18 protein-coding genes are annotated in these 22,270 nt (G+C 70.1%); 7 read left to right on the forward strand and 11 right to left on the reverse strand.

Annotated features, from left to right (window positions below; genetic code table 11):
* Window position 1: 1 nt before the first annotated feature.
* From zwf to ACN20J_RS13530, 4 genes are all read left to right on the forward strand, one after another.
* A complete protein-coding gene (zwf, locus tag ACN20J_RS13515; RefSeq protein WP_372505509.1) occupies window positions 2-1,528 on the forward strand; it encodes a glucose-6-phosphate dehydrogenase in 1,527 nt (508 codons plus the stop codon).
* Window positions 1,525-2,658 carry a glucose-6-phosphate dehydrogenase assembly protein OpcA gene (gene opcA, locus ACN20J_RS13520; protein WP_419665958.1) on the forward strand — a complete coding sequence of 378 codons (1,134 nt, stop codon included), beginning with the start codon at window positions 1,525-1,527 and terminating at the stop codon, window positions 2,656-2,658. Before zwf ends, opcA begins: the two co-directional genes overlap by 4 nt.
* Window positions 2,655-3,437 carry a 6-phosphogluconolactonase gene (pgl, locus tag ACN20J_RS13525; protein WP_361922448.1) on the forward strand — a complete coding sequence of 261 codons (783 nt, stop codon included), beginning with the start codon at window positions 2,655-2,657 and terminating at the stop codon, window positions 3,435-3,437. Before opcA ends, pgl begins: the two co-directional genes overlap by 4 nt.
* 340 nt (window positions 3,438-3,777) lie before the next feature.
* Window positions 3,778-5,577 (forward strand): coagulation factor 5/8 type domain-containing protein, encoded by a 1,800-nt coding sequence (locus ACN20J_RS13530; protein ID WP_419665959.1) that lies wholly within the window; start codon window positions 3,778-3,780, stop codon window positions 5,575-5,577.
* A 72-nt stretch (window positions 5,578-5,649) separates the two neighbouring features.
* Here ACN20J_RS13530 and ACN20J_RS13535 read toward each other — a convergent pair whose 3' ends face one another.
* The 5 genes from ACN20J_RS13535 to ACN20J_RS13555 all read right to left on the reverse strand — a co-directional run bounded on the left by ACN20J_RS13535 (window position 5,650) and on the right by ACN20J_RS13555 (window position 12,362).
* A complete protein-coding gene (locus tag ACN20J_RS13535) occupies window positions 5,650-6,489 on the reverse strand; it encodes a carbohydrate ABC transporter permease (protein ID WP_189840478.1) in 840 nt (279 codons plus the stop codon).
* Window positions 6,486-7,850 carry an ABC transporter permease subunit gene (locus tag ACN20J_RS13540; protein ID WP_419665960.1) on the reverse strand — a complete coding sequence of 455 codons (1,365 nt, stop codon included), beginning with the start codon at window positions 7,848-7,850 and terminating at the stop codon, window positions 6,486-6,488. Before ACN20J_RS13540 ends, ACN20J_RS13535 begins: the two co-directional genes overlap by 4 nt.
* Window positions 7,851-7,855: 5 nt before the next feature.
* Window positions 7,856-9,181, reverse strand: coding sequence for an ABC transporter substrate-binding protein (locus ACN20J_RS13545; protein ID WP_189840655.1), 1,326 nt, complete (start codon window positions 9,179-9,181; stop codon window positions 7,856-7,858).
* A 71-nt stretch (window positions 9,182-9,252) separates the two neighbouring features.
* Entirely contained in the window at window positions 9,253-10,926 is a 1,674-nt protein-coding gene (locus ACN20J_RS13550) for a glycoside hydrolase family 13 protein (protein WP_419665961.1), read from the reverse strand.
* A 161-nt stretch (window positions 10,927-11,087) separates the two neighbouring features.
* A complete protein-coding gene (locus ACN20J_RS13555; RefSeq protein ID WP_362304136.1) occupies window positions 11,088-12,362 on the reverse strand; it encodes an ABC transporter substrate-binding protein in 1,275 nt (424 codons plus the stop codon).
* Window positions 12,363-12,527: 165 nt separating this feature from the next.
* Between ACN20J_RS13555 and ACN20J_RS13560 the strand changes: the two genes are divergently transcribed.
* The 3 genes from ACN20J_RS13560 (at window position 12,528) to ACN20J_RS13570 (ending at window position 16,236) form a co-directional block, all read left to right on the forward strand.
* On the forward strand, window positions 12,528-13,043 hold the full coding sequence (locus tag ACN20J_RS13560) for a PadR family transcriptional regulator (protein WP_189840474.1): 516 nt from the start codon (window positions 12,528-12,530) through the stop codon (window positions 13,041-13,043).
* Window positions 13,040-13,813: an ABC transporter ATP-binding protein gene (locus tag ACN20J_RS13565; protein WP_189840473.1), complete on the forward strand. Its 774-nt coding sequence runs from the start codon at window positions 13,040-13,042 to the stop codon at window positions 13,811-13,813. Before ACN20J_RS13560 ends, ACN20J_RS13565 begins: the two co-directional genes overlap by 4 nt.
* Window positions 13,814-13,944: 131 nt before the next feature.
* Window positions 13,945-16,236, forward strand: coding sequence for an ABC transporter permease (locus ACN20J_RS13570; protein ID WP_419665962.1), 2,292 nt, complete (start codon window positions 13,945-13,947; stop codon window positions 16,234-16,236).
* A 37-nt stretch (window positions 16,237-16,273) separates the two neighbouring features.
* Here ACN20J_RS13570 and ACN20J_RS13575 read toward each other — a convergent pair whose 3' ends face one another.
* From ACN20J_RS13575 to ACN20J_RS13600, 6 genes are all read right to left on the reverse strand, one after another.
* The gene (locus ACN20J_RS13575) at window positions 16,274-17,227 is read right to left on the reverse strand and encodes a hypothetical protein (RefSeq protein ID WP_364186180.1); all 954 of its coding nucleotides are present in this window, start codon (window positions 17,225-17,227) and stop codon (window positions 16,274-16,276) included.
* Window positions 17,228-17,330: 103 nt separating this feature from the next.
* Window positions 17,331-18,986 carry a glucose-6-phosphate isomerase gene (gene pgi / locus ACN20J_RS13580; protein ID WP_419665963.1) on the reverse strand — a complete coding sequence of 552 codons (1,656 nt, stop codon included), beginning with the start codon at window positions 18,984-18,986 and terminating at the stop codon, window positions 17,331-17,333.
* Window positions 18,987-19,224: 238 nt separating this feature from the next.
* Complete coding sequence (locus tag ACN20J_RS13585) at window positions 19,225-19,560, reverse strand: RNA polymerase-binding protein RbpA (RefSeq protein ID WP_003957010.1); 336 nt, start codon at window positions 19,558-19,560, stop codon at window positions 19,225-19,227.
* A 235-nt stretch (window positions 19,561-19,795) separates the two neighbouring features.
* Window positions 19,796-20,026: a preprotein translocase subunit SecG gene (secG, locus tag ACN20J_RS13590; RefSeq protein ID WP_055615078.1), complete on the reverse strand. Its 231-nt coding sequence runs from the start codon at window positions 20,024-20,026 to the stop codon at window positions 19,796-19,798.
* A 145-nt stretch (window positions 20,027-20,171) separates the two neighbouring features.
* Window positions 20,172-20,948, reverse strand: a complete 777-nt coding sequence (gene tpiA / locus ACN20J_RS13595) for a triose-phosphate isomerase (RefSeq protein ID WP_361995349.1) — start codon at window positions 20,946-20,948, stop codon at window positions 20,172-20,174.
* Window positions 20,949-20,954: 6 nt separating this feature from the next.
* Window positions 20,955-22,166 (reverse strand): phosphoglycerate kinase, encoded by a 1,212-nt coding sequence (locus ACN20J_RS13600; protein WP_364186176.1) that lies wholly within the window; start codon window positions 22,164-22,166, stop codon window positions 20,955-20,957.
* Window positions 22,167-22,270 lie beyond the last annotated feature (104 nt).

A 22,270-nucleotide genomic window follows, 5' to 3' on the forward strand; every position in this document is an offset into this window, starting at 1 on the left:
AATCTTGTCAAGCAGCAATCCGCTGCGTGACCCGGCGGACCGACGGCTCCCGCGTATCGCGGGGCCGTCGGGCCTCGTCATCTTCGGGGTCACGGGCGATTTGTCCCGTAAAAAGCTCATGCCTGCCGTTTATGACCTTGCCAACCGCGGTCTGCTGCCGCCGGGCTTCTCCCTGGTCGGCTTCGCGCGCCGTGAGTGGGCGAACGAGGACTTCGCCCAGGAGGTGCACGACTCCGTCAAGGAACACGCCCGTACGCCGTTCCGTGAGGAGGTCTGGCAGCAGCTCGTCCAGGGGATGCGCTTCGTCCAGGGCACCTTCGACGACGACGACTCGTTCGAACGTTTGCGCGAGACGATCGGCGAGCTGGACAAGGCACAGGGCACGGGCGGCAACTTCGCCTTCTACCTGTCCGTGCCGCCGTCCGCCTTCCCGGTGGTCATCCGGCAGCTGAAGAAGCACGGTCTCGCCGACCAGTCGAGCGGCTCCTGGCGGCGCGCGGTCATCGAGAAGCCCTTCGGCCACGACCTCAAGTCGGCCGAGGAGCTCAACGCGACCGTCGAGGAGGTCTTCGCCCCGGACCAGGTCTTCCGCATCGACCACTACCTGGGCAAGGAGACCGTCCAGAACATCCTGGCGCTGCGCTTCGCCAACCAGATGTTCGAGCCGATCTGGAACCGGTCCTTCGTGGACCACGTGCAGATCACGATGGCCGAGGACATCGGCATCGGGGGCCGCGCCGGCTACTACGACGGCATCGGCGCCGCCCGTGACGTCATCCAGAACCACCTGCTCCAGCTGATGGCCCTCACGGCCATGGAGGAGCCCGCCTCCTTCGACGCGGACGCGCTCGCCGCCGAGAAGACCAAGGTGCTCGGCGCGGTGAAGCTGCCCCAGGACCTGGGCGAGAACACGGTTCGCGGTCAGTACGCCGAGGGCTGGCAGGGCGGCGAGAAGGCCGTCGGCTATCTCCAGGAAGACGGTATCGACCCCAAGTCGAAGACCGACACGTACGCGGCGATCAAGGTGGAGGTGGACAACCGCCGCTGGGCGGGCGTCCCGTTCTACCTCCGTACGGGCAAGCGCCTGGGCCGCCGTGTCACCGAGATCGCGGTCGTGTTCCAGCGTGCCCCGCACTCCCCCTTCGACCACACGGCGACGGAGGAGCTGGGCCAGAACGCGATCGTCTTCCGCGTCCAGCCCGACGAGGGCATCACGGTCCGCTTCGGCTCCAAGGTCCCCGGCACCTCCATGGAGATCCGGGACGTCTCGATGGACTTCGCGTACGGCGAGTCCTTCACGGAGTCGAGCCCGGAGGCGTACGAGCGTCTGATCCTGGACGTTCTCCTGGGTGACTCGAACCTCTTCCCGCGCACCGAGGAGGTCGAGCTGTCCTGGAAGATCCTCGACCCGATCGAGGAGTACTGGGACAAGCACGGCAAGCCGGCGCAGTACCCGTCCGGTACGTGGGGGCCCGTCGAGGCGGACGAAATGCTCAAGCGAGACGGACGGAGCTGGCGTCGCCCATGAAGATAGATCTCACGGACACCACGGCCAGCAAGATCAACAAGGCGCTGGTGAAGGGCCGCCGGGCCATCGGCACGCCCGCCGTCGGCATGGTCCTCACCCTCGTCATCGTCACCGACGAGGAGAACGCGTACGACGCCCTGCGCGCCGCCAACGACGCCTCGCGCGAGCACCCCTCGCGCACGCTCGTGGTGATCAAGCGCGTCTCGCGTTCGCCGCGTGACCGCACGAAGTCGCGGCTGGACGCCGAGGTGCGGGTCGGCGCGGACGCGGGCACCGGCGAGACGGTCGTCCTGCGGCTGTACGGCGAGGTCTCCGACCACGCCCAGTCCGTCGTCCTGCCGCTGCTGCTGCCGGACGCGCCGGTGGTGGTCTGGTGGTCGGTGGACGCCCCGCGCGATCCGGCGGGCGACCCGCTGGGCGCGCTGGGCCAGCGCCGGGTCACCGACAGCTACGCGGCCGAGAAGCCCGTCCACGAGCTGCGGTCCAGGGCCGAGAGCTACGAGCCGGGCGACACCGATCTGGCCTGGGCCCGGATCACCCCGTGGCGCTCGATGCTGGCCGCCGCCCTCGACCAGATCGACTGCGAGGTCGTCTCCGTCGAGGTGGCGGGCGAGGAGTCCAACCCGAGCGTCGAGCTGCTCGCGATGTGGCTCGCCGACCGCCTCCACGTGCACGTCCGGCGGGCCGTCTCCGCGGGTCCCGGTCTGACCCAGGTGCGCCTGGAGACGACCGGCGGCCCCATCACGCTGCACCGGTCGGACGGGGCGATGGCCACGCTGGCGCTGCCCGGCCAGCCGGACCGCGCGGTGGCTCTCAAGCGGCGTGAGACGTCCGAGCTGCTCGCGGAGGAGCTGCGCAGGCTCGACCCGGACGACACGTACGCGTCCGCTCTGCGGTTCGGGGTGGACCGGCTGGGCGGGATCCCGTCGGCCACGCAGCGGGCCGATGTGTCCGCTCGCGGCCCGGAGTCCCTGCCGGTTCGGCAGAAGGCGCCGGAATCGTCGGCGGAGTCGGCGGCCCCGGCCAAGGCGTCCGAGCCGGCTCTGCCCGCCTCCCCGGCGGGTGACGGCGAAACCGGGCGTCCGACTCCGGCCCAGATGCCCCCGGTCAAGAAGGCGGACTCGCCATGACTGCTCCCCAGCTGGTGGTTCACCGGGACAAGGAACTGATGGCCCAGGCCGCCGCGGCCCGGCTCATCACGAAGGTCGTGGACGCGCAGGCCTCGCGCGGTTACGCCTCGGTCGTGCTGACCGGTGGCCGCAACGGCAACGGGCTCCTCGCGGCGCTCGCCGCCGCGCCCGCCCGGGACGCCATCGACTGGGGACGGCTCGAACTGTGGTGGGGCGACGAGCGGTTCCTCCCCGAGGGCGACCCGGAGCGCAATGTCACCCAGGCCCGGGAGGCGCTGCTCGACTCGGTGCCGCTCGACCCGAAGCGCGTGCATGCCATGCCCGCGTCGGACGGGCCCTTCGGCAAGGACGCGGACGCGGCGGCGGAGGCCTACGCGGCCGAACTCGCCGAGGCCGCCGGGCCGGAGAACCACGGTCCGGTTCCGACCTTCGACGTGCTGATGCTCGGCGTCGGTCCGGACACGCATGTGGCGTCGCTCTTCCCCGAGCTGCCGGCCGTCCGTGAGACCGAGCGGACGGTGGTGGGGGTCCATGGCGCCCCCAAGCCGCCGCCGACCCGGGTCACGCTCACGTTGCCCGCGATCCGGGCCGCGCGGGAGGTGTGGTTGCTGGCGGCGGGTTCGGACAAGGCGGAGGCTGCGGCGATCGCGCTGTCCGGCGCGGGGGAGATCCAGGCCCCGGCGGCCGGGGCCCGTGGCCGGTCGCGCACCCTGTGGCTGCTGGACTCGGCCGCGGCGTCCCAGCTGCCGCGCTCGCTGTATCCGCCGGCTTCACCCTGACGGGTGGGTGGTAGGGGCGGCGGGGGCCTTTTTCGCCCCCGCCGCCCCTACCCATTCCCGTCCCTTACTCGGGGGCTCCGCCCCCGAACCCCCGCTAAAAGATTGCGCAGTTCCCCGCGCCCCTAGGTTTTCAGGGGCGCGGGGAACTGCGCAGTCCAGCCATGAGAGTGCTCGTCACCACGTAGCAGGCCGCGCTGCGTTGACGTTCAATCAGTAACAGCATGCACGGACTCCGGTCACAACTCTTGACGTGTGGTTCACGTGGATGAAGCATTCATCGGCGAGAGAGCGCTCCCAGAACTCCCCATCGTTCATTTCATGAACCAGGAGTGTCGCCCCCATGAGCCCTTCCCCCACAGATTCCTCGTCCTCAGGCAGAACTCCCCTCGCCCGCCGGTCGGTTCTCGGCGCCGCGGCCGCTGCGGCGGCCGCGCCAGGGCTGCTCGCCCTGTCGTCGTCGGCGGCATCCGCCGCTCCCGACCGCGCCCGGGCCCTGCCGGGAGGTGGCGATCTCGGCCCGAACGTCATCGTCTTCGACCCGTCCACCTCCGGTATCCAGGCCAGGCTGGACCAGATATTCGCCCAGCAGGAGACGGCCCAGTTCGGCACGGGCCGCTATCAACTGCTGTTCAAGCCGGGCACGTACAGCGGGCTCAACGCCCAACTCGGCTTCTACACCTCGATCGCCGGGCTCGGCCTGTCCCCCGACGACACCTCGATCAACGGCGACATCACCGTTGACGCGGGCTGGTTCAACGGCAACGCCACCCAGAACTTCTGGCGTTCGGCGGAGAACCTCGCGATCACTCCCGTCAACGGCACCAACCGGTGGGCCGTCGCACAGGCCGCACCCTTCCGGCGGATGCACGTCCGGGGCGGTCTCAACCTCTCCCCCAACGGCTACGGCTGGGCCAGCGGCGGCTACATCGCCGACAGCCGCATCGACGGCACGGTCGGTCCGTACTCGCAGCAGCAGTGGTACACCCGCGACAGCTTTGTGGGCGGCTGGCTCAACGCCGTCTGGAACATGGTGTTCTCGGGCGTCGAGGGCGCCCCGGCGCAGACCTTCCCGAACCCGCCGTACACCACGCTCAACACCACGCCGATCTCCCGCGAGAAGCCGTTCCTCTACCTCAACGGCACGGAGTACCGCGTCTTCCTGCCGGAGAAGCGCGTCAACGCGCGCGGCACCACCTGGGGAAACGGCACGCCTCGCGGTACGTCACTGGCGCTGACGCAGTTCTACGTGGCGAAGCCCGGCGTCACCGCCGCCACCCTCAACGAGGCGCTCACTCAAGGCCTGCACCTGCTGCTGACGCCGGGGATCTACCACCTCGACCGGCCGATCCAGGTCAACCGTGCCAACACCGTGGTCCTCGGCCTCGGTTACGCCACCCTGATCCCGGACAACGGTGTCACCGCGCTCAAGGTGGCCGATGTCGACGGCGTCCGCCTCGCGGGCTTCCTCATCGACGCCGGGCCCGTCAACTCCGCCACACTCCTCGAGGTCGGTCCCACCGGCGCTTCGGCCGACCACTCCGCCAACCCGACCACGGTGCAGGACGTCTTCATCCGCATCGGCGGCGCGGGCGCCGGCAAGGCCACCACCAGCATGGTGATCAACAGCCGCCACACGATCATCGACCACACCTGGGTCTGGCGCGCCGACCACGGCGCCGGAGTCGGCTGGGAGACCAACCGGGCCGACTACGGCGTCCGCGTCAACGGCAACGACGTGCTGGCCACCGGGCTGTTCGTCGAGCACTTCAACAAGTACGACGTCCAGTGGAACGGCCAGCGCGGACGCACGATCTTCTTCCAGAACGAGAAGGCGTACGACGCCCCGAACCAGGCCGCCATCCAGAACGGTGCGATCAAGGGGTATGCGGCCTACAAGGTCGCCGACACCGTGACCACGCACGAGGCATGGGGCATGGGCAGCTACTGCTACTACAACGTCAATCCGGCGATCCTCCAGCACCACGGATTCGCGACGCCGGTCAATCCGAACGTGAAGTTCCACAACATCATGGTCATCTCACTCGGCGGTCAGGGTCAGTACGAGCGCGTCATCAACGACACGGGCTCGCCGACCTCGGGAACGAACACAGTGCCGTCCGTGGTGACCTCGTACCCCTGACCGGACCACCGTGAGGGACTGGTAGGGGGGCGGGGGCAGGAAATCCACCCCCGCCCCCGCCTCCCAGGGACGTCACTTCACCGACCCCGCCATCACCCCCTGCACAAAGTGCTTCTGGAACGCGAAGAACACCACCACCGGCACCACCAGCGACAGAAACGCCCCGGGCGCGAGCACATCGATGTTGCTGCCGAACTGCCGGATCTGGGACTGGAGTTCAACCGTCAACGGCTGCGAGGAGCTGTCGGCGAAGAGCAGCGCGACGAGCATGTCGTTCCAGACCCACAGGAACTGGAAGATGGCGAGAGAGGCGATGGCCGGCCGCCCCACCGGCAGCACTAGCCGCGTGAAGATCCGCCACTCCCCGCCCCCGTCCATCCGAGCCGCCTCCAGCATCTCCTTGGGCATCTCCGCGAAGTAGTTCCGCAACAGGAAGATCGCGAACGGCAGCCCGTACGAGACGTGGAACAGCACGACTCCGGGAATCGTGCCGAACAGCCCCATCTGCCCGAAGAGTTTGGCCACCGGCAGCAGCCCGATCTGCACGGGCACCACCAACAGCGCGACCACCAGCAGGAAAAGGGGGTCACGGCCGGGGAAGTCCAGCCAGGCGAAGGCGTACCCGGCGAGCGCGGCGATGACGACGACGAGAAATGTGGTCGGCACCGAGATCAGCACCGTGTTCCAGAACGCCTGAGTCATCCCTGAATTGCCCAGCAGCGCCGAGTAGTTGTCGAAGGACAGCTGCCCGGGAGAGGCCAGCGCGGTCCACCAGCCCCCCGTCGCGGTCTCCTGGGCGGACCGCAGCGAGGAGAGGAACAGCCCGGCGAGCGGAGTGAGCCAGATCAGGCCGACCAGTACCAGGAACGCCTGCACGAGGCTGCTCGCGAGCCCCCGCCTGATCGCGTTCATCGCTGACTCCCTCGGAAACGGCGGACGTTGAAGACCATGGCGGGGATGACCAGAAGCAGGAGCAGGACGCCCAGCGCACTGCCCAGGCCCTGGTTGTTGCCGCCGCCGAAGGACACCAGCCACATCTGGGTGGCGAGCACGGTGGCGTCCTCCTGCACCGGACCCGGCGCGATGATGTAGACGAGGTCGAAGACCTTCATCACGTTGATCACCAGGGTCACGAAGACCACGGTGAGGACGGGCGCGAGCAGCGGCACGGTGATCCGGCGGAAGATCTGCCACTCGTTGGCGCCGTCCATCCGGGCCGCCTCCAGTGCGTCGCGCGGCAGGGCGGCGAGCCCGGCCCCGATCAGCACCATCGCGAAGCCGGTCCAGATCCACAGATACGCGCCGATGATGGCGGGCGTCACGAGCGCGGGACCGAGCCAGGAGATGCCCTCGTACGGCGCGGCGAAGTTCGAGGCGGGCAGCCGCACGGTGTACGAGCCCGGATCGAGGCCCTGGAAGCGGAAGGAGCCGTCGGCCGCAGTGGTGGCGCTCGCGACCGCCTTCCCGTCGCGCACCGCCTCGACCTTCATCGCGGGCAGTCCGCTCTCGGACCTGTCGACCTTGCCCTGCTCCCCTCCCCCGCCCCGGGTGAAGTCCAGGTAGACGACACCGCGCAGTTCGTCGGCCGACGCCTTCCCGGTCGTCGCCGGATACGCGGGTCGCGCGCTCCCCGGCAGGTCCTCGGCGCGTACGCCCACCAGGCCGAGCCCGACGGTGTCGCCGGGAGACGCGGCGGCCGTCGTACCGTACGAGCCGTCCGCGGCCTTGGTCAGGCCCTGGCCGTCGCGGGCCCGGGCGTTCGGGTACGACGACGCGTCCTTGAACGCGTCGTGCACGGAGACGGCGGCGGCGTTCAGGACGCCCTTCTCCGGGTCCTCGTCGTACGCGAGCCGGAAGATGATGCCCGCGGCGAGGAAGGAGACGGCCATCGGCATGAACAGCAGGAGCTTGAACGCCGTTGCCCAGCGCACCTTTTCGACCAGGACGGCCAGGACGAGGCCGAGCCCGGTGAGCAGGGTGGGCGCGATGACGACCCAGATGGCCGTGTTCCGGACGGCCTTGAGCGTGGCGGGGTCGCGGAACATCTCGGTGTAGTTGTCGCCGCCCACGAACCGGTCGCCGGAGGCGTCGAAGAAGCTGCGGCCCACGGAGAACAGCACGGGGTAGACGACGAGCGCGCCGAGCAGGAGCAGGGCGGGGAAGACGAACGCGACGGCGATGATGCGCGCCCGGCGCCGGGCGCGGCGCCTGCGTTCGCGGTCGACCGGGGCGGCGGGCGGCGGACTCGCCTCTTTGACGAGCGTGGCGGTCACGGCGATCAGCCCTTGTACGCCTTGGCCGCCGCCTGCTCCAGCGCGGCGGCGGTCCCCTTCGGGTCGGACGGGTCGCGCAGGAAGTCCTGGAGGAGCTTCCACTCGCCGGCGCCCTTGGTGCCGCCGAACGCGGCCGGGGCCTGGTCCGACATGTCGAAGCGGACCGAATCCCCGGCGTCCACCAGGGACTTGGCGGTCTCGCGGGTGATGTCGTCGCCGTAGGAGGCGAGATCGAGCTTCTTGTTCGGGGAGAGGAAGCCGCCGACCTCGGCCCAGACCGCGGAGGCCTCGGGAGTCGCGAGGTACTCCAGGAACTCCATGGCGGCCTTCTGGCTCTTGCCGTCCTTGAGGACGACGGCCGCGTCGCCGCCGCTGACCACGGGTGCCTGGCCGTCACCGACCGCGGGGAAGGGGAAGAAGTCCGCGTCCTCGCCTATCTTCCTGCCGAACTGGTCCTTGGCGACGCCGGCCACGAAGTCGCCCTCGTAGACCATGCCCGCCGTGGGCTCGGGTCCGAAGACCTTCTCGACGGAGCCGGGGAAGTCGGTGTTGAGCGCGCCCTTCTGGCCGCCGGCTATCAGCTCCTTGTCCTTGAAGAGCTTGCCGAGGGTGGTGAGGGCCTCGACCACGGTCGGGTCGGTCCACTTGATCTTGTGGGCGGCCAGGGCGTCGTACTTCTCGGGGCCTGCCTGCGAGAGGTAGACGTTCTCGAACCAGTCGGTGAGGGTCCAGCCGTCCTGGCCGGCGACGGAGAAGGCCGCGAGGCCCGACTCCGAGACGGTCTGCCCGGCCTTGAGCATGGCGTCGTACGTCGTCGGCGTCTTGACGCCCGCCTCGTCGAGGGCGTCGGGGCTGTACCAGACGGTCGACTTGTGGGCGGCCTTGAAGTAGAGGCCGTACAGGGTGCCGTCGACGCTGCCGTAGTTCTTCCACACGCTCGCGTAGTTGGCGTCGACGGACTTCTGGGCGGTCTTGGAGAGCGGCTTGAGCCAGCCCTCCTTCGCGAACTGCTGGAGCACGCCGACCTGCGGGACCATCACCACGTCGGGGGCGTTGCCGCCTTCGATCTTGCTGCCGACGACCGTGGAGACGTTGTCGCCGGTGGAGGTGAACTGGGTCTTGGCGCCGGTCTTCTCGGTGAACGCGTCCAGGACCTTCTGGAAGTTCTTCTGCTCGCTGCCGGACCAGACACCGGCCACGTTGATCGTCTGGCCGTTGAGCGGCTTGTCGCCGCCGCCTGCGGAGACGTCGCCGCCTCCGCAGGCGGTGGCACCGACGGAGAGCGCGAGGGCTATGCAGCTCGTGAGCAGGGTCGTACGTCGTCGCATCATCATTGATGTCCTTCGAGGGCAGGGGAATTGACGGGTGATCAACTGGAGCGGGTGATGGCGGAGTTGGTGGCTCAGGGGTTGGTGCAGTCGCTGATCCACCAGGCGGCCGTCGAGCCGGGCAGGACGCCGGGCGCGCAGGGGCCGCTGGACAGCAGGGGGGTGCCGGAGACCGGCGCGGGCGTCGGTGCCGTACCGAAGTTGACGGCGCATACGAGGCCGTCGCCGCGGACGAAGGCGAGGACGCCGGGCTGGGTGTCCAGCCAGCGCAGCGCGCCCTCGCCCAACTGGGGCAGTCCGGCCCGCAGTTGGAGTCCGTCTCGGTAGAGGTGCCAGAAGGAGTGGGTGTCGGCGAGGGCGCGGTCGGTGGCGTACTCGGCGAAGTAGGCGGGCTGCGGCAGCCACGGCTTGGCGCTCTCGGCGCCGGAGGTGAAGCCGAACGGCGAGGCGTGTCCCGACCACGGCAGCGGCACGCGGCAGCCGTCGCGGATCCGGGCGCGGCTGCCGGTGCGGCGGAAGATCGGGTCGGTGAGCACGTCGTCGGGCAGATCGACGACCTCGGGCAGCCCGAGCTCCTCGCCCTGGTAGATGTACGCGGCTCCGGGCAGCGCCAGCATCAGCAGCGCGGCGGCGCGGGCGCGGGCGGCACCCAGGCCGCTGCCCTCGGTGCCCAGTTCGCCGTAGCGGGTGACCGTGCGGACCTGGTCGTGGTTGTTGAGGACCCAGGTGACCGTCGAGCCGGTGCCCGCGATGTCCTGCATGGCGTGGGAGATGACCTTGCGGAAGGCGTCCGCGTTCCAGGGCGCGCTGAGCAGGTCGAAGAAGAAGGCCTGGTGCAGCTCGTCGTGGCGTACGTACAGGGCGTGTTCGCGGGCGGTCGGCACGGAGACCTCGCCCACGAGCAGCCGCTCCTGGCCGTCGCGGGCGGTGTACTCCTCGCACACGGACCGCCAGTGGCGCCAGACGTCGTGGACCTCGGGCTGGTTCCAGGCGAGCGGGTTGACCGAGTCGCGGGTGCGGGCGTCGGCCTCGGGGTCGGGCGAGTCCGGCAGGTCGGGGTGCTTGTAGAGGCCGGCGGCGACGTCGATGCGGAAGCCGTCGACGCCCCGGTCGAGCCAGAAGCGCAGGGCGTGGTCGAAGTGGGCTCCGACCTCGGGGTTGCGCCAGTTCAGGTCGGGCTGCTCGGTGGTGAACATGTGCAGGTACCACTGGCCGGGGGTGCCGTCCTGCTCGGTGACCCGGCTCCAGGCGGGGCCGCCGAACATGGAGTGCCAGTTGTTGGGCGGTTCGGAGCCGTCCGGGCCGCGGCCGTCGGCGAAGTGGAAGCGGGCGCGGGCCTCGCTGCCCGGCGGCGCGGCCAGCGCCTCCCGGAACCACGGGTGCTCCTCCGAGCAGTGGTTGGGGACGATGTCCAGCAGCACCTTGATGCCGAGCCGCCGGGCGTCCGTCATCAGCAGGTCGAACTCGCTGAGGTCGCCGAAGACCGGGTCGACGTCGCAGTAGTCGGCCACGTCGTAGCCGTGGTCGTGCTGCGGCGAGGGGTAGAAGGGGCTCAGCCAGACGCCGTCGACGCCCAGCTTCTTCAGATACGGCAGTCCGGCCCTGACCCCGGCGAGATCGCCGATGCCGTCCCCGGTGCTGTCCAGAAAGCTCCGGACGTAGACCTGGTAGATCACTGCGTCGCGCCACCAGCGGTGCTTGTCGATCGTCACCCGTTGACCTGTCTGTGCGTGCCTCCGGTTATGCATGCATGTTAAGTAGCCGTGTCGCGCAGGTGTCAACGAGTAGGCGGAGAGTCCTCAGAAATTGGGGTTTAATAACAGGATATTTCTATCCAATGAGACCGAAGACGAGACGTGCGCGTTACCTAACAAGTAACTAGGATCCGTCGAGTGCGCCGGATGAGGGTTCAGCCCCGGCGGGAGATGTCCGCCAGCTCGCGTGCGAGACGTCGCACCGCGGCCTCGGGCGTCTGACGCCCGGTCATCGCGTCCTGCACCACGGCCTGCACGGCCAGGCTGACCTGGTCGTAGCGCGGGCTCTTGGGACGCGGCGCCGCCGCCGCGACGCTCGCGCGCAGCGTCGGCAGATACGGGAACCGCCGGATCAGCTCCGGGTCCCGGTAGAGCGCGGCCCGCACGGGCGGCAGCGCGCCCTTGGTGAGGACCAGCCGCTGCACCCGCTCGCTCGTCAGGTAGGCGATGAGTCGCGCGGCGGAGTCGGGGTGGCGGGCATGCGCGCTGACCGCGAGGTTGGAGCCGCCGAGCACACTCGCGCCCGGCCCGTCGGGCCCGGGCAGCGGCACCGCGCCGATCTTCCCGGCGACCGCCGAGCCCTTGGCGGAGGCGCCGACATAGGCGTACGGCCAGTTGCGCAGGAAGAGGAGACGGCCGTCCTGGAAGGCCTGCTTGGACTCCTCCTCCTTGTACGTCAGTGCCTTCTTCGGGATCCAGCCGTCACGCACGCCGCGGGCGAGGAAGCCGATGCCCTCGCGGGCCGCCGCCGAGTCGACGGTGACGCGCTCGCCCTCGTCGCCGAGGATCGTGCCGCCCGCCGAGTAGACCGCCTCGGCGGCGTTCACCGTGAGCCCCTCGTAGGGCAGGAACTGGCCCGCGTAGCCGTCGAGTCCGTACTTCGGCGCGATGGCCTTCGCCTGTTTCTCCAGCTCGGCCCAGGTGCGCGGGGGCGCGACGCCCTCCTTGTCGAGGATGTCCTTGCGGTAGAGGAGCAGTCCCGCGTTGGTGACGTACGGGACCGCGTACAGCCGTCCGTCGTACGTCGCCGTGTCCTCGACCTGCGGCAGGAAGCCGTCGAGCGGGAAGCGGTCCCGGGACAGCGGGGAGATCCAGCCGGCGGCGGCGAACTCCGAGGTCCAGGCGACGTCGATGTTGAGGATGTCGAAGCGGTTCCGGTCGCCGCCGCGCAGGTCGGTGGTCATCTGCGCGTGGGTCTCGTCGGCGGAGTCCGGGAGTTCGACGAGGGTGACCTTCTCGCCGGGGTGGGTACGGTTCCAGCCGTCCAGCAGCGGACCCAGATAGCTGGTGAGATCCCCCGCGGTGGCCAGCGTGAGCGGACCCCGGCCGCCGCCGCGCGCTCCGTCGGCCTGCGCGCCCGAGGCGACGTAACCGGTCAGAACCACCGCCGCGACCAGGAGTCCCCTACCCGCGGCATGTATCCACCGCATAGGTTCCTCCTTGGTACTCCGGCTGCCGGGCACCTTCGCCCGGAGTCAGAGGCCATGTATACCTGTTAGGTATGGGCGATACTAGGGCCTGCGGCACATCGGCCCCTCAACACCGGCTGGAGCGCCCCGAAGGCGAACCGAGAGAAAAGGCGGAGGAGAGCACTGGTGCGGCTGCCCCTCCTGGCCCTGCTGGCGCGCGGCCCGGCCCACGGATACGAGCTCAAGCAGGACCTTGAGCAACTGCTGGGCTCCGCGTACCCTCAGCCGAACGTCGGCCAGATCTATGTGACGCTCGGCCGCCTCGAGAAGTCGGGACTGATCGAGGGCGAGGAAGTCGAGCAGTCGAGCCGGCCCAACAAGAAGATCTACCACCTCACCGACGCCGGGCGTGAGGCGCTGCGCGCCTGGTACGAGGAGACGGCGGACGAGCCGCGCGTGCGGGACGAGTTCTTCATGAAGCTCGCCCTCGCACCGCAGACCGGACTCGCCGACCAGATCACCCTGATCAACAAACAGCGGCGCGAGTACCTGAACACCATGCGCAGCCTGTCGAAACTCGCCGCCACCGAGAGCCGGGACAACCGCATCTCCCAGCTGCTCATAGAGGGCGCCATGCTGCATCTGCAGGCCGACCTCGACTGGCTGGAACGCTGCCAGGAGGAATTGGAGGAGCTGGAGTGAGCCGCACCGCTCCTTCGTCGCGCGCCGAGGGCGCTCCCCTGCTGCGTGCCGAGGGCCTGGTCAAGACCCACTACGGCGAGGGCGCCCCCGCTCATGCCGTGCGGGGTGTGGATCTCGCCGTACGGCAGGGTGAGTTCGTCGCCGTCACGGGCCCCTCGGGGGCCGGGAAGTCGACGCTGCTGCATCTGCTCGGCGGGCTCCAGCGACCGGACTCCGGCAGCATCTGGCTGGACGGCGCGTGCACGGACGCGTACAGCGAGGCCCGCTGGGCGGTCGAGCGCCGGCGTCGCATCGGCATCGTCTTCCAGTTCTTCAACCTGGTCTCGAACCTGTCGGTCGCCGACAACGTCGAGCTGCCCGCCCTGCTCGCCGGCCTCTCCCCCAAGCAGGCGCGCGCCGAGCGCGAGCGGCTCCTCGCCGAGCTGGGCCTGGAGGGCAAGGAGCGCAGCATGCCGGGCGAGCTGTCCGGCGGCGAGCAGCAGCGGGTCGCGCTGGCCCGCGCCCTGGTCAACCACCCGCCCCTGCTGCTGGCCGACGAGCCCGCGGGCAGCCTCGACAGCAAGGGCACCCGCGAGGTGACCCGGCTGTTGTCCCGCTTCCACGAGCGCGGCCAGACCATCGTGCTGGTCACCCATGACGCACGGCTCGCGAGCGCCGCGGACCGGGTGATCAGCTTCTTCGACGGCCGTATAGCCGACGATGCGGAGCTCGGCGCCGCGCCCGCGCGCCGCGGCACGGGCATATCCGGCGTGCTGGAACTGAGGGACTGAGCGGCGTGCGCGATCCCCTGTCGAAGGCCATCCGCCGGAACCTCTCCGCCGTGCACGGGCCGCGGAACCGGCCCCTCGCGCGCGGAGCGCGGAACCGGCCCTCCGTGCGCGAGCCGAGGGGCTGAGCCGCCGTGCGGGCCACCCTGCGCTGGGCGCACGCCGATCTGCGCACGCATCGCGGCGAGGCGCTGTTCATCGTGCTCGCCACCACCGGGATCGTCGCCTCGCTGCTGCTGGCCACGGCGCTCTTCGGGTACGCGACCAACCCCTGGCAGCGGGTCTTCACCCAGTCGCAGGGCGCGCACGTGTGGATCCACACCGGCCCGTCGGCGGACGCGCGCGCACTCGCCGAGGTGGACGGCGTCACGTCCGTCGCGGGCCCGTACCCCACCGCCGCGGCCTCCGTCGAGTCGCGCGGCACCCGGGCCTCCGTCGAGCTGCGCGGCATCGTCGGCCGGCCCGCGACCGGCCGTCCGCTGCTGACCTCCGGCCGCTGGCTCGACCCCGCCGCACCGGACGGTGTGGTGCTGGAGAGCAGCCTGGCCCGGGCGCTGTGGGCCGAGCCCGGGGACACGCTCACCGTGCCCGGCACCGCCCGGACCCTGACCGTTCTCGGCGTCGCCGACAGCGCCGAGCCCCGCTACAGCCCCGGGGAGCGGCCGGGCCTCGTGTGGGCCCTCCCGTCCGCCGTGCGGCAGACGGACGGGCGCGGCGGCCAGGTGACCGGCCTGCGGCTGACCGATCCCGGTGACACGAACTACGCCGTCCAGCGGGCCGTCACCCTGCTCGGCGCCGGAGCGGTCACCGACGTCTCGCACTGGCAGCAGGCACGGTCGGAGGCCCAGGGCGGCAACCGGCTGCTCGGCCAGGTCCTCGGACTGTTCGGTCTGGGTGCCCTGGTCGCCGCCGCGCTCGCCGTGCACGGTGCGATCGGCACCCGTATCCGCGGCCATCTGCGGGACATCTCGGTCCTGAAGGCGATCGGCTTCACCCCGGGCCAGGTGGTGCGGATCTTCCTGCTCCAGCATGTGGCGTTCGCGCTCCTCGGCGCGGTGCTCGCCACCGTCCTCATCCAGGCCCTGGGCAGCCGGGTCCCGGGGCGTCTCGGGGACGCGGTCGGTGTGTGGCAGGGGCTGCCGGGTCACACGGCGGCGCTGCTCGCCGTGCCCGTGGCCGCGGTGCTGTTCATCGCCGCGACGACGGGGCTCGCGGCCTGGCGTGCCGGACAGGTGCCTCCGGTGCCGGGGCTGCGGGCCGCGGCCCCGCTGGGCGGCCGGCTGTCGGGCCTGGCGCGCGGGGCGCTCGGGCTGCGGCTGCCGTCCGCGCTGGTCCTGGGCTGGCACAAGGCGTTCTCGCGCCGCCCCCGCTCGCTGGCCACTCTCGCCCGGCTGGCCCTGCCGCTGCTGCTGATCGTCGTGGCCATGAGCGCCTGGACCACCATCGACCGCTTCCAGACCAGGCCCGACCAGGTCGGCCTCGCCGCCGCGCTCACCGTACGGGCCGACGAGACCCTGACCGATCCGGACGTACGCGCTCTGCTGGCCCGGAACCCGCAGGTCGACGCCGTCCACCCGGGCGTCGAGGTGGCCGCCCTGGTCCCCGGCCAGACGGGCACGATCGCCCTGCGCGGACTGGGCACGCAGGAGGATCCGTACCCGTTCTCGCTGGCGGAGGGTCGCCCCGCGCTCGGCCCCGACGAGGCGGTGGCCGGTCAGGGTCTGCTCGACCTGCTGGACGTGCGCGTCGGGGCGTGGGTGCGCATCACGGTGGGCGCGGAGCCGCAGATCCTGCACATCGTGGGGCGCAGCATCGAGCCGGAGAACGGCGGCCGGGTCATCTCCACCTCGCTCGACACACTCCGGGAGAACCACCCGGGCCTCGGGCCGGCCCTCTACCAGCTCCAGCTGCACCCCGGCGCCGACCCGCAGCGGGTGGCCGCGGAGCTGACCGAGGCCGCGCACGGAGACATCAGCGTGCACGCCGTGCCGAACCCGGCCGACGGGCTCTCACCGCTGCGCGGAGTCGTCGTCGGACTGATCGCTGTGCTGGCCCTGATCGGCCTCATCGAGCTGCTCACGGCGATCGGCGGCACGGTCCGCGAGGGCGAGCGGGATCTGCTGGCGCTGAAGGCGATCGGGCTGACTCCGCGGCAGATCACGGCGATCACGGTGACGGCCACGGGGTGCACGGCGCTGGGCGCGGTCCTCGTCGCGGCGGCGCTGGGGGTGCCGCTCGCCCACTGGCTGATCGACGCGCAGGGCAGGTCGAGCGGTATCGGCGCCGGGATCGCCCGGGGCCCCTCCCCCGGACACCTACTCCTCCTCGGCACGGCCGCCGTGCTCGGCGCCGCCGCGCTCGCCGCCCTGCCCGCGGCCCGGTCGGCCCGCCGCCGGCTCGCGGACACACTGAGCGCGGTGGCCTGAGCCACCGGGTCAGACCGGGGCGGTCGAGTCAGGCAGGTCAGGACCGGTACGGCGGCTGCGGCGGCTGGGGCGGTCCGTACGGGTTGTTGCCGTGGACGTACGGCGGATGCGGCACCCCGTTGCCGGGCGGGTACGGCTGGCCCGGCGGCATGTACGGCTGACCGGGAGGCGCGTACGGCTGGCCCGGCGGCGGGTACATGTTCCCCTGGGGCGGCACGAACCCGTTGTTCGGTGCGTACGGCCGCGGCGCCGGGAGCGTCGACGGATGCGCGGACAGCCGGATGCCGTGGTGGCGGCGGAGCCGGTGCATCTCCAGGGCCGCGATGCCCGTGACCGTCAGCGGGGCGCCCAGGATGAAGACGACCCCCAGCTTGAAGCTGAGCCCGTGCAGATCACCGGTGACCAGGTCCGGAAGGGCCATCAGCCATGTCGTCACGGTGGCGAGCAGCGCCGGCAGGGCGCGGTGCACGGCGGCGGAACCGAAGAAGTTCCCGGACAGCTGCACGGCCCCGTACATCAGCATGCCGGTGATCCACATCGCCGGCAGGCCGAGCACCACCGTCCAGATGGTTCCGAGCTGGATCGAGAGCTGCCACAGCAGCACCGTCCCGACGACCATGACGATGAAGAGGAGCAGCAGCTTGAGCGAGTTGAACAGGGACCCGCGCAGCTCGCGGATCCTGCCGGTGCGCCGCCAGACGAAGAGCATGACGCCCACGGTCAGCGGGGTGATGAACAGCAGCACGAGGGCCGCCACCACGATGTTCTCGAGCACCTCGTTGAAGTCGAACTTGCCCTCAACGAACGTGTACACGCCGAACGCCGCCACAGCTCCGGCAACGACGCGCACCCGCTTGAGGCGCTCCACCGACGGATCGACCGCCGGCGGGATCCACGCCGGGTGGAACACCGCCTGGGCCACGGCCTTGGGCTGCAGAATCGACGCCACCGACAGGTTGCGGCTGAGCCATCTTCCGCGCGAACCAGCCATGTTCAGCTCCCCCGAGCCCTCGACGCCATGATCGCCGGGAATTCTACGGGAGGCGAACGGTCACCTCACCGTCCACCTCCCGACCCACACGACTACTCCACGACTACTTCCGGCCCCGCAGTTCCCGGTACTTGGCCACGAGCGCGGTGGTGGACTCGTCGAGGCCCGGCACGTCCGCACCCTCCGTCAGCGCGGGCTCCACACGCTTGGCGAGGACCTTGCCGAGCTCGACGCCCCACTGGTCGAAGGAGTCGATGTTCCAGATCGCGCCCTGCACGAACACCTTGTGCTCGTAGAGGGCGATGAGCTGGCCGAGCACCGACGGGGTGAGCTCGCGCGCGAGGATGGTCGTCGTCGGGTGGTTGCCCTTGAACGTCTTGTGCGGCACCAGCTCCTCGGGCACGCCCTCCGCCCGCACCTCGTCCGGCGTCTTGCCGAAGGCCAGCGCCTGCGTCTGCGCGAAGAAGTTGGCCATCAGCAGGTCGTGCTGGGCGACCAGACCCGGCAGCAGATCGGCGACCGGCTCGGCGAAACCGATGAAGTCCGCCGGGATCAGCTTCGTGCCCTGGTGGATGAGCTGGTAGTAAGCGTGCTGTCCGTTGGTGCCCGGCGTGCCCCACACGACGGGACCCGTCTCCCACTCCACGGGACGCCCGTCACGGTCCACGGACTTGCCGTTGGACTCCATGTCGAGCTGCTGCAGGTACGCGGTGAACTTGGACAGGTAGTGCGAGTACGGCAGCACCACGTGCGACTGGGCGTCGTGGAAGTTGCCGTACCAGACGCCCAACAGGCCGAGGAGCAGCGGCACGTTGGACTCGGCGGGCGCGGTCCTGAAGTGCTCGTCGACAAGGTGGAAGCCGTCGAGCATCTCCCGGAAGCGGTCCGGGCCGATCGCGATCATCAGCGACAGACCGATCGCCGAGTCGAACGAGTAACGGCCGCCGACCCAGTCCCAGAACTCGAACATGTTGGCCGTGTCGATACCGAAGTCCGCGACCTTCTCGGCGTTCGTCGACAGCGCCACGAAGTGCTTGGCGACGGCTTCCTGACCGGCCTTCAGCTCGGTGAGCAGCCAGTTGCGGGCGGAGGTCGCGTTGGTGATCGTCTCGATGGTGGTGAAGGTCTTCGAGGCGACGATGAACAGCGTCTCGGCCGGGTCCAGGTCGCGGACGGCCTCGTGGAGGTCGGCCCCGTCCACGTTCGACACGAAGCGGACGGTCAGGTCCCGGTCGGTGAAGGACCGCAGTACCTCGTACGCCATCGCCGGGCCGAGGTCGGAGCCGCCGATGCCGATGTTCACCACGTTCTTGATGCGGCTGCCGGTGTGCCCGGTCCACTCGCCCGAACGGACGCGCTCGGCGAAGCCGGCCATCTTGTCGAGGACGGCGTGCACGGCCGGTACGACGTTCTCGCCGTCGACCTCGACGACCTCGTCGCGCGGGGCGCGCAGCGCGGTGTGCAGGACCGCGCGGTCCTCGGTCGTGTTGATCTTCTCGCCGCGGAACATGGCGTCCCGCAGTCCGAACACGTCCGTGGCGGCGGCCAGCGCGCGCAGCAGCCGCAGTGTCTCGTCGGTGACGAGGTGCTTGGAGTAGTCGACGTGCAGATCGCCGACCTGAAGCGTGTATCCGGTGCCGCGTCCGGGGTTCTGGGCGAACAGCTCGCGGAGCTGTGCCTCGCCGAGTTCCTCCCGGTGCCCGGCCAGAGCGGTCCACTCGGGTGTCTGGTCGAGCCTGGTACGGCTGTCTGCGTTCATGTGGGACTTCCGCCTCTTTCCTGCCTGTGCTGCGTACCTTGCCCCGCTGCCGGTCCCAACCTAATTGATCAGGGCGGAACGTGAGCTGTCGTCCCGCCGTCGTCCGGCTCAACAACAGATACGTCCGGCTGGAGCACGCGTATCAGCGCGTCAGGGGAGAAGGCACGGGCAGAGTCCCGGTGCGCGTCCCAAACACGTCCGGCCGGACACCCGTGGGTATCCGGCCGGACCTCAACTCCTAGATCTCGCCCCGCAGTTTGGCGAGCGCCTCGGCGAGGATGGCCTCGCCGTCCGCGTCGCTGCGCCGTTCCCGTACGTACGCGAGGTGCGTCTTGTACGGTTCGGTGCGCGGCGGGTCCGGCGGGTTGTCCCGGTCCTGTCCGGCGGGGAAGCCGCAGCGCGGGCAGTCCCAGGTATCGGGGACCTGCGCGTCGCTGGCGAAGCTGGGCTGCGTCTCGTGCCCGTTCGAGCACCAGAAGGAGATGCGCAGCCGCGGCGCGGACTCGCCACGCTCGGCCTCGCCCATCGGCCCCGCCCCGACCCGGCTTCCTCGGATCGCGTTGCCACTTGCCACGGTCGTAACTCCCTGCGTAATGGTGCCGCAAAGCGAGTCGGCGTTTCGCTTCGCTGCGAGCGCCTCAGTCTACGTAAGGCCCAACGCGCGTCTAGTAGATGGAGTTACACCCCGCCGCAAGACGCAAGCCCCATGATAGGCCGCGCTTGCGGGCGCGTACCGTACATGGGGCCTTACGTGCGGAATGTGCTTGCGTAATGTGCGTTTGTGCTGCTGTTCCGATGTTGGGCGGTGATCAGTTGTTGACCTTCATGAGAAGGCCCAGCACCACAATGGACGCGAACCACAGCAAACCGACCACCACGGTGATGCGGTCCAGGTTGCGCTCGGCGACCGAGGAGCCGCCGACGGAGGACTGCATGCCGCCACCGAACATGTCGGACAGGCCGCCGCCCTTCCCCTTGTGCATCAGCACCAGCATCATCAGCAACAGGCTGAAGACGATCAGGGCGATCGAGAACCCCATAACCACGGCTGGACCAACTTCCTCGGACTTGGAACGGACGACGGGGGCCGGTGCTTCGGGTACGAAGCAGCCCGGCCCCCGCAAGGGTACGACGTAACGCCGCTACGGCCTACTCGCAGGTCGCCGGTTCGTTACGGAACGCGGCTCACTGGTCGCGGAAGCGGACGATCTTGACGAACTCCTCGGAGTCCAGGGACGCGCCGCCGACCAGGGCACCGTCGATGTCGGGCTTCGCCATGATCTCGGCGACGTTGCCGGCCTTGACGGAGCCGCCGTACTGAATCCGGACGGCATCGGCCAGTTCCTGCGTGTACAGCTCGGCGAGCTTGCCGCGGATCGCCGCGCAGACCTCCTGGGCGTCGTCGGAGCCGCAGACCTTGCCGGTGCCGATGGCCCAGACGGGCTCGTACGCGATCACGATCGTCTCGGCCTGCTCGGCCGGGAGGTCCTTGAGACCGCCCTCGACCTGCGCGAGCGTGTGCGTGACGTGGTTGCCCGCCTCGCGGACGTCCAGCTCCTCGCCGACGCACAGGATCGGGGTGAGGCCGTGCTTGTAGGCGGCCTTGACCTTGGTGTTCACGACGTCGTCGGTCTCGTTGTGGTACTGGCGGCGCTCGGAGTGGCCGATCGCCACGTAGGTGCACTTGAGCTTGGCCAGCATCGAGCCGGAGATCTCGCCGGTGTAGGCACCGGAGTCGTGCGCCGAGATGTCCTGGGCGCCGTACTTGATCTTGAGCTTGTCCCCGTCGACCAGGGTCTGCACCGAGCGGAGGTCGGTGAAGGGCGGCAGGACCGCGACCTCACAGGCCTCGTAGTCCTTGTCGGCCAGGGCGAAGGCGAGCTTCTGGACATGGGCGATGGCCTCGAGGTGGTTGAGGTTCATCTTCCAGTTGCCCGCCATCAGCGGCGTACGAGTGGTCATACGGGGTCAGTCCTCCAGTGCGGCGAGGCCGGGGAGCGTCTTGCCCTCGAGGTATTCGAGGGAGGCGCCGCCGCCGGTCGAGATGTGGCCGAATGCCGTCTCGTCGAAGCCCAGGATGCGGACGGCCGCGGCGGAGTCGCCACCGCCGACGACCGTGAAGGCCGGGGAGTCGAGAAGGGCCTGGGCGACCGCCTTGGTGCCCTCGGCGTAGTCGGGGTGCTCGAAGACGCCCATCGGGCCGTTCCAGAAGACCGTGGCGGCGTCGGTGAGCTTCGATGCGTACAGCTTGCGGGACTCCGGACCGATGTCCAGGCCCATCTGGTCGGCCGGGACGGCGTCCGCGGCGACGGTGGTGGGGTTGGTGGGCGCCTTGGCCTTCAGGTCGGGGAAGCCCGCGGAGACCACCACGTCGACCGGGAGGATCAGCTCGACGCCGTTCTTCTCGGCCCTCTCGATGTACTCCTGGACCGCCGGGATCTGGTCCTCCTGGAGGAGGGACTTGCCGATCTCGTAGCCCTTGGCCTTGAGGAAGGTGTACGCCATGCCGCCGCCGATCAGCAGCCGGTCGGCCTTGCCGAGCAGCTGGTCGATCACGGCGAGCTTGTCGGAGACCTTGGCGCCGCCGAGCGCGACCACGTAGGGGCGCTTGACGTCCTCGGTGAGCTTCTTCAGGACGCCGACCTCGGTGGCGATGAGGTAGCCCGCGTAGTGCGGCAGCCTCGCCGGGAGGTCGAAGACCGAGGCGTGCTTGCGGTGCACGGCACCGAAACCGTCGCCCACGTAGACATCGGCAAGGGCGGCGAGCCGGTCGGCGAACTCGCCGCGCTCGGTGTCGTCCTTGGACGTCTCGCCGGCGTTGAAGCGGAGGTTCTCGATGACCGCGACCTGGCCGGGCTGCAGCCCGTTCACGGCGTCGTGCGCGGCGGGGCCGACCGTGTCCTGGGCGAAGGCCACGGGCGCGCCCAGCAGCTCGCCGAGGCGCTCGGCGGCGGCGAGCAGCGAGAAGGCGGGGTCCGGGGCGCCCTTGGGGCGGCCCAGGTGCGAGGCGACGACCACCTTGGCGCCCGCCTCGGCGAGGGCCTTGACGGTGGGCAGGACGGCGCGGATGCGGCCGTCGTCGGTGATGCGGCCTTCGGCCAGCGGCACGTTCAGATCGGCGCGGACGAAGACCCGCTTGCCGTCCACGCCTTCGGCGAGAAGTTCGTCGATCGTCTTCATGAGGGGGCTCCTAGAGAAGGCTCAAGTGGTCCGAGAGGGCTGGTCGATCAGCACGCGGCACAGGGCTCGGGCAGCGCGGCGGTGCGCTGCCCGAGCCCTGTGCT

The sequence above is a fragment of the Streptomyces sp. 2-1 genome (assembly GCF_048564895.1).
In the GTDB taxonomy this organism is placed as follows: domain Bacteria; phylum Actinomycetota; class Actinomycetes; order Streptomycetales; family Streptomycetaceae; genus Streptomyces; species Streptomyces phaeochromogenes.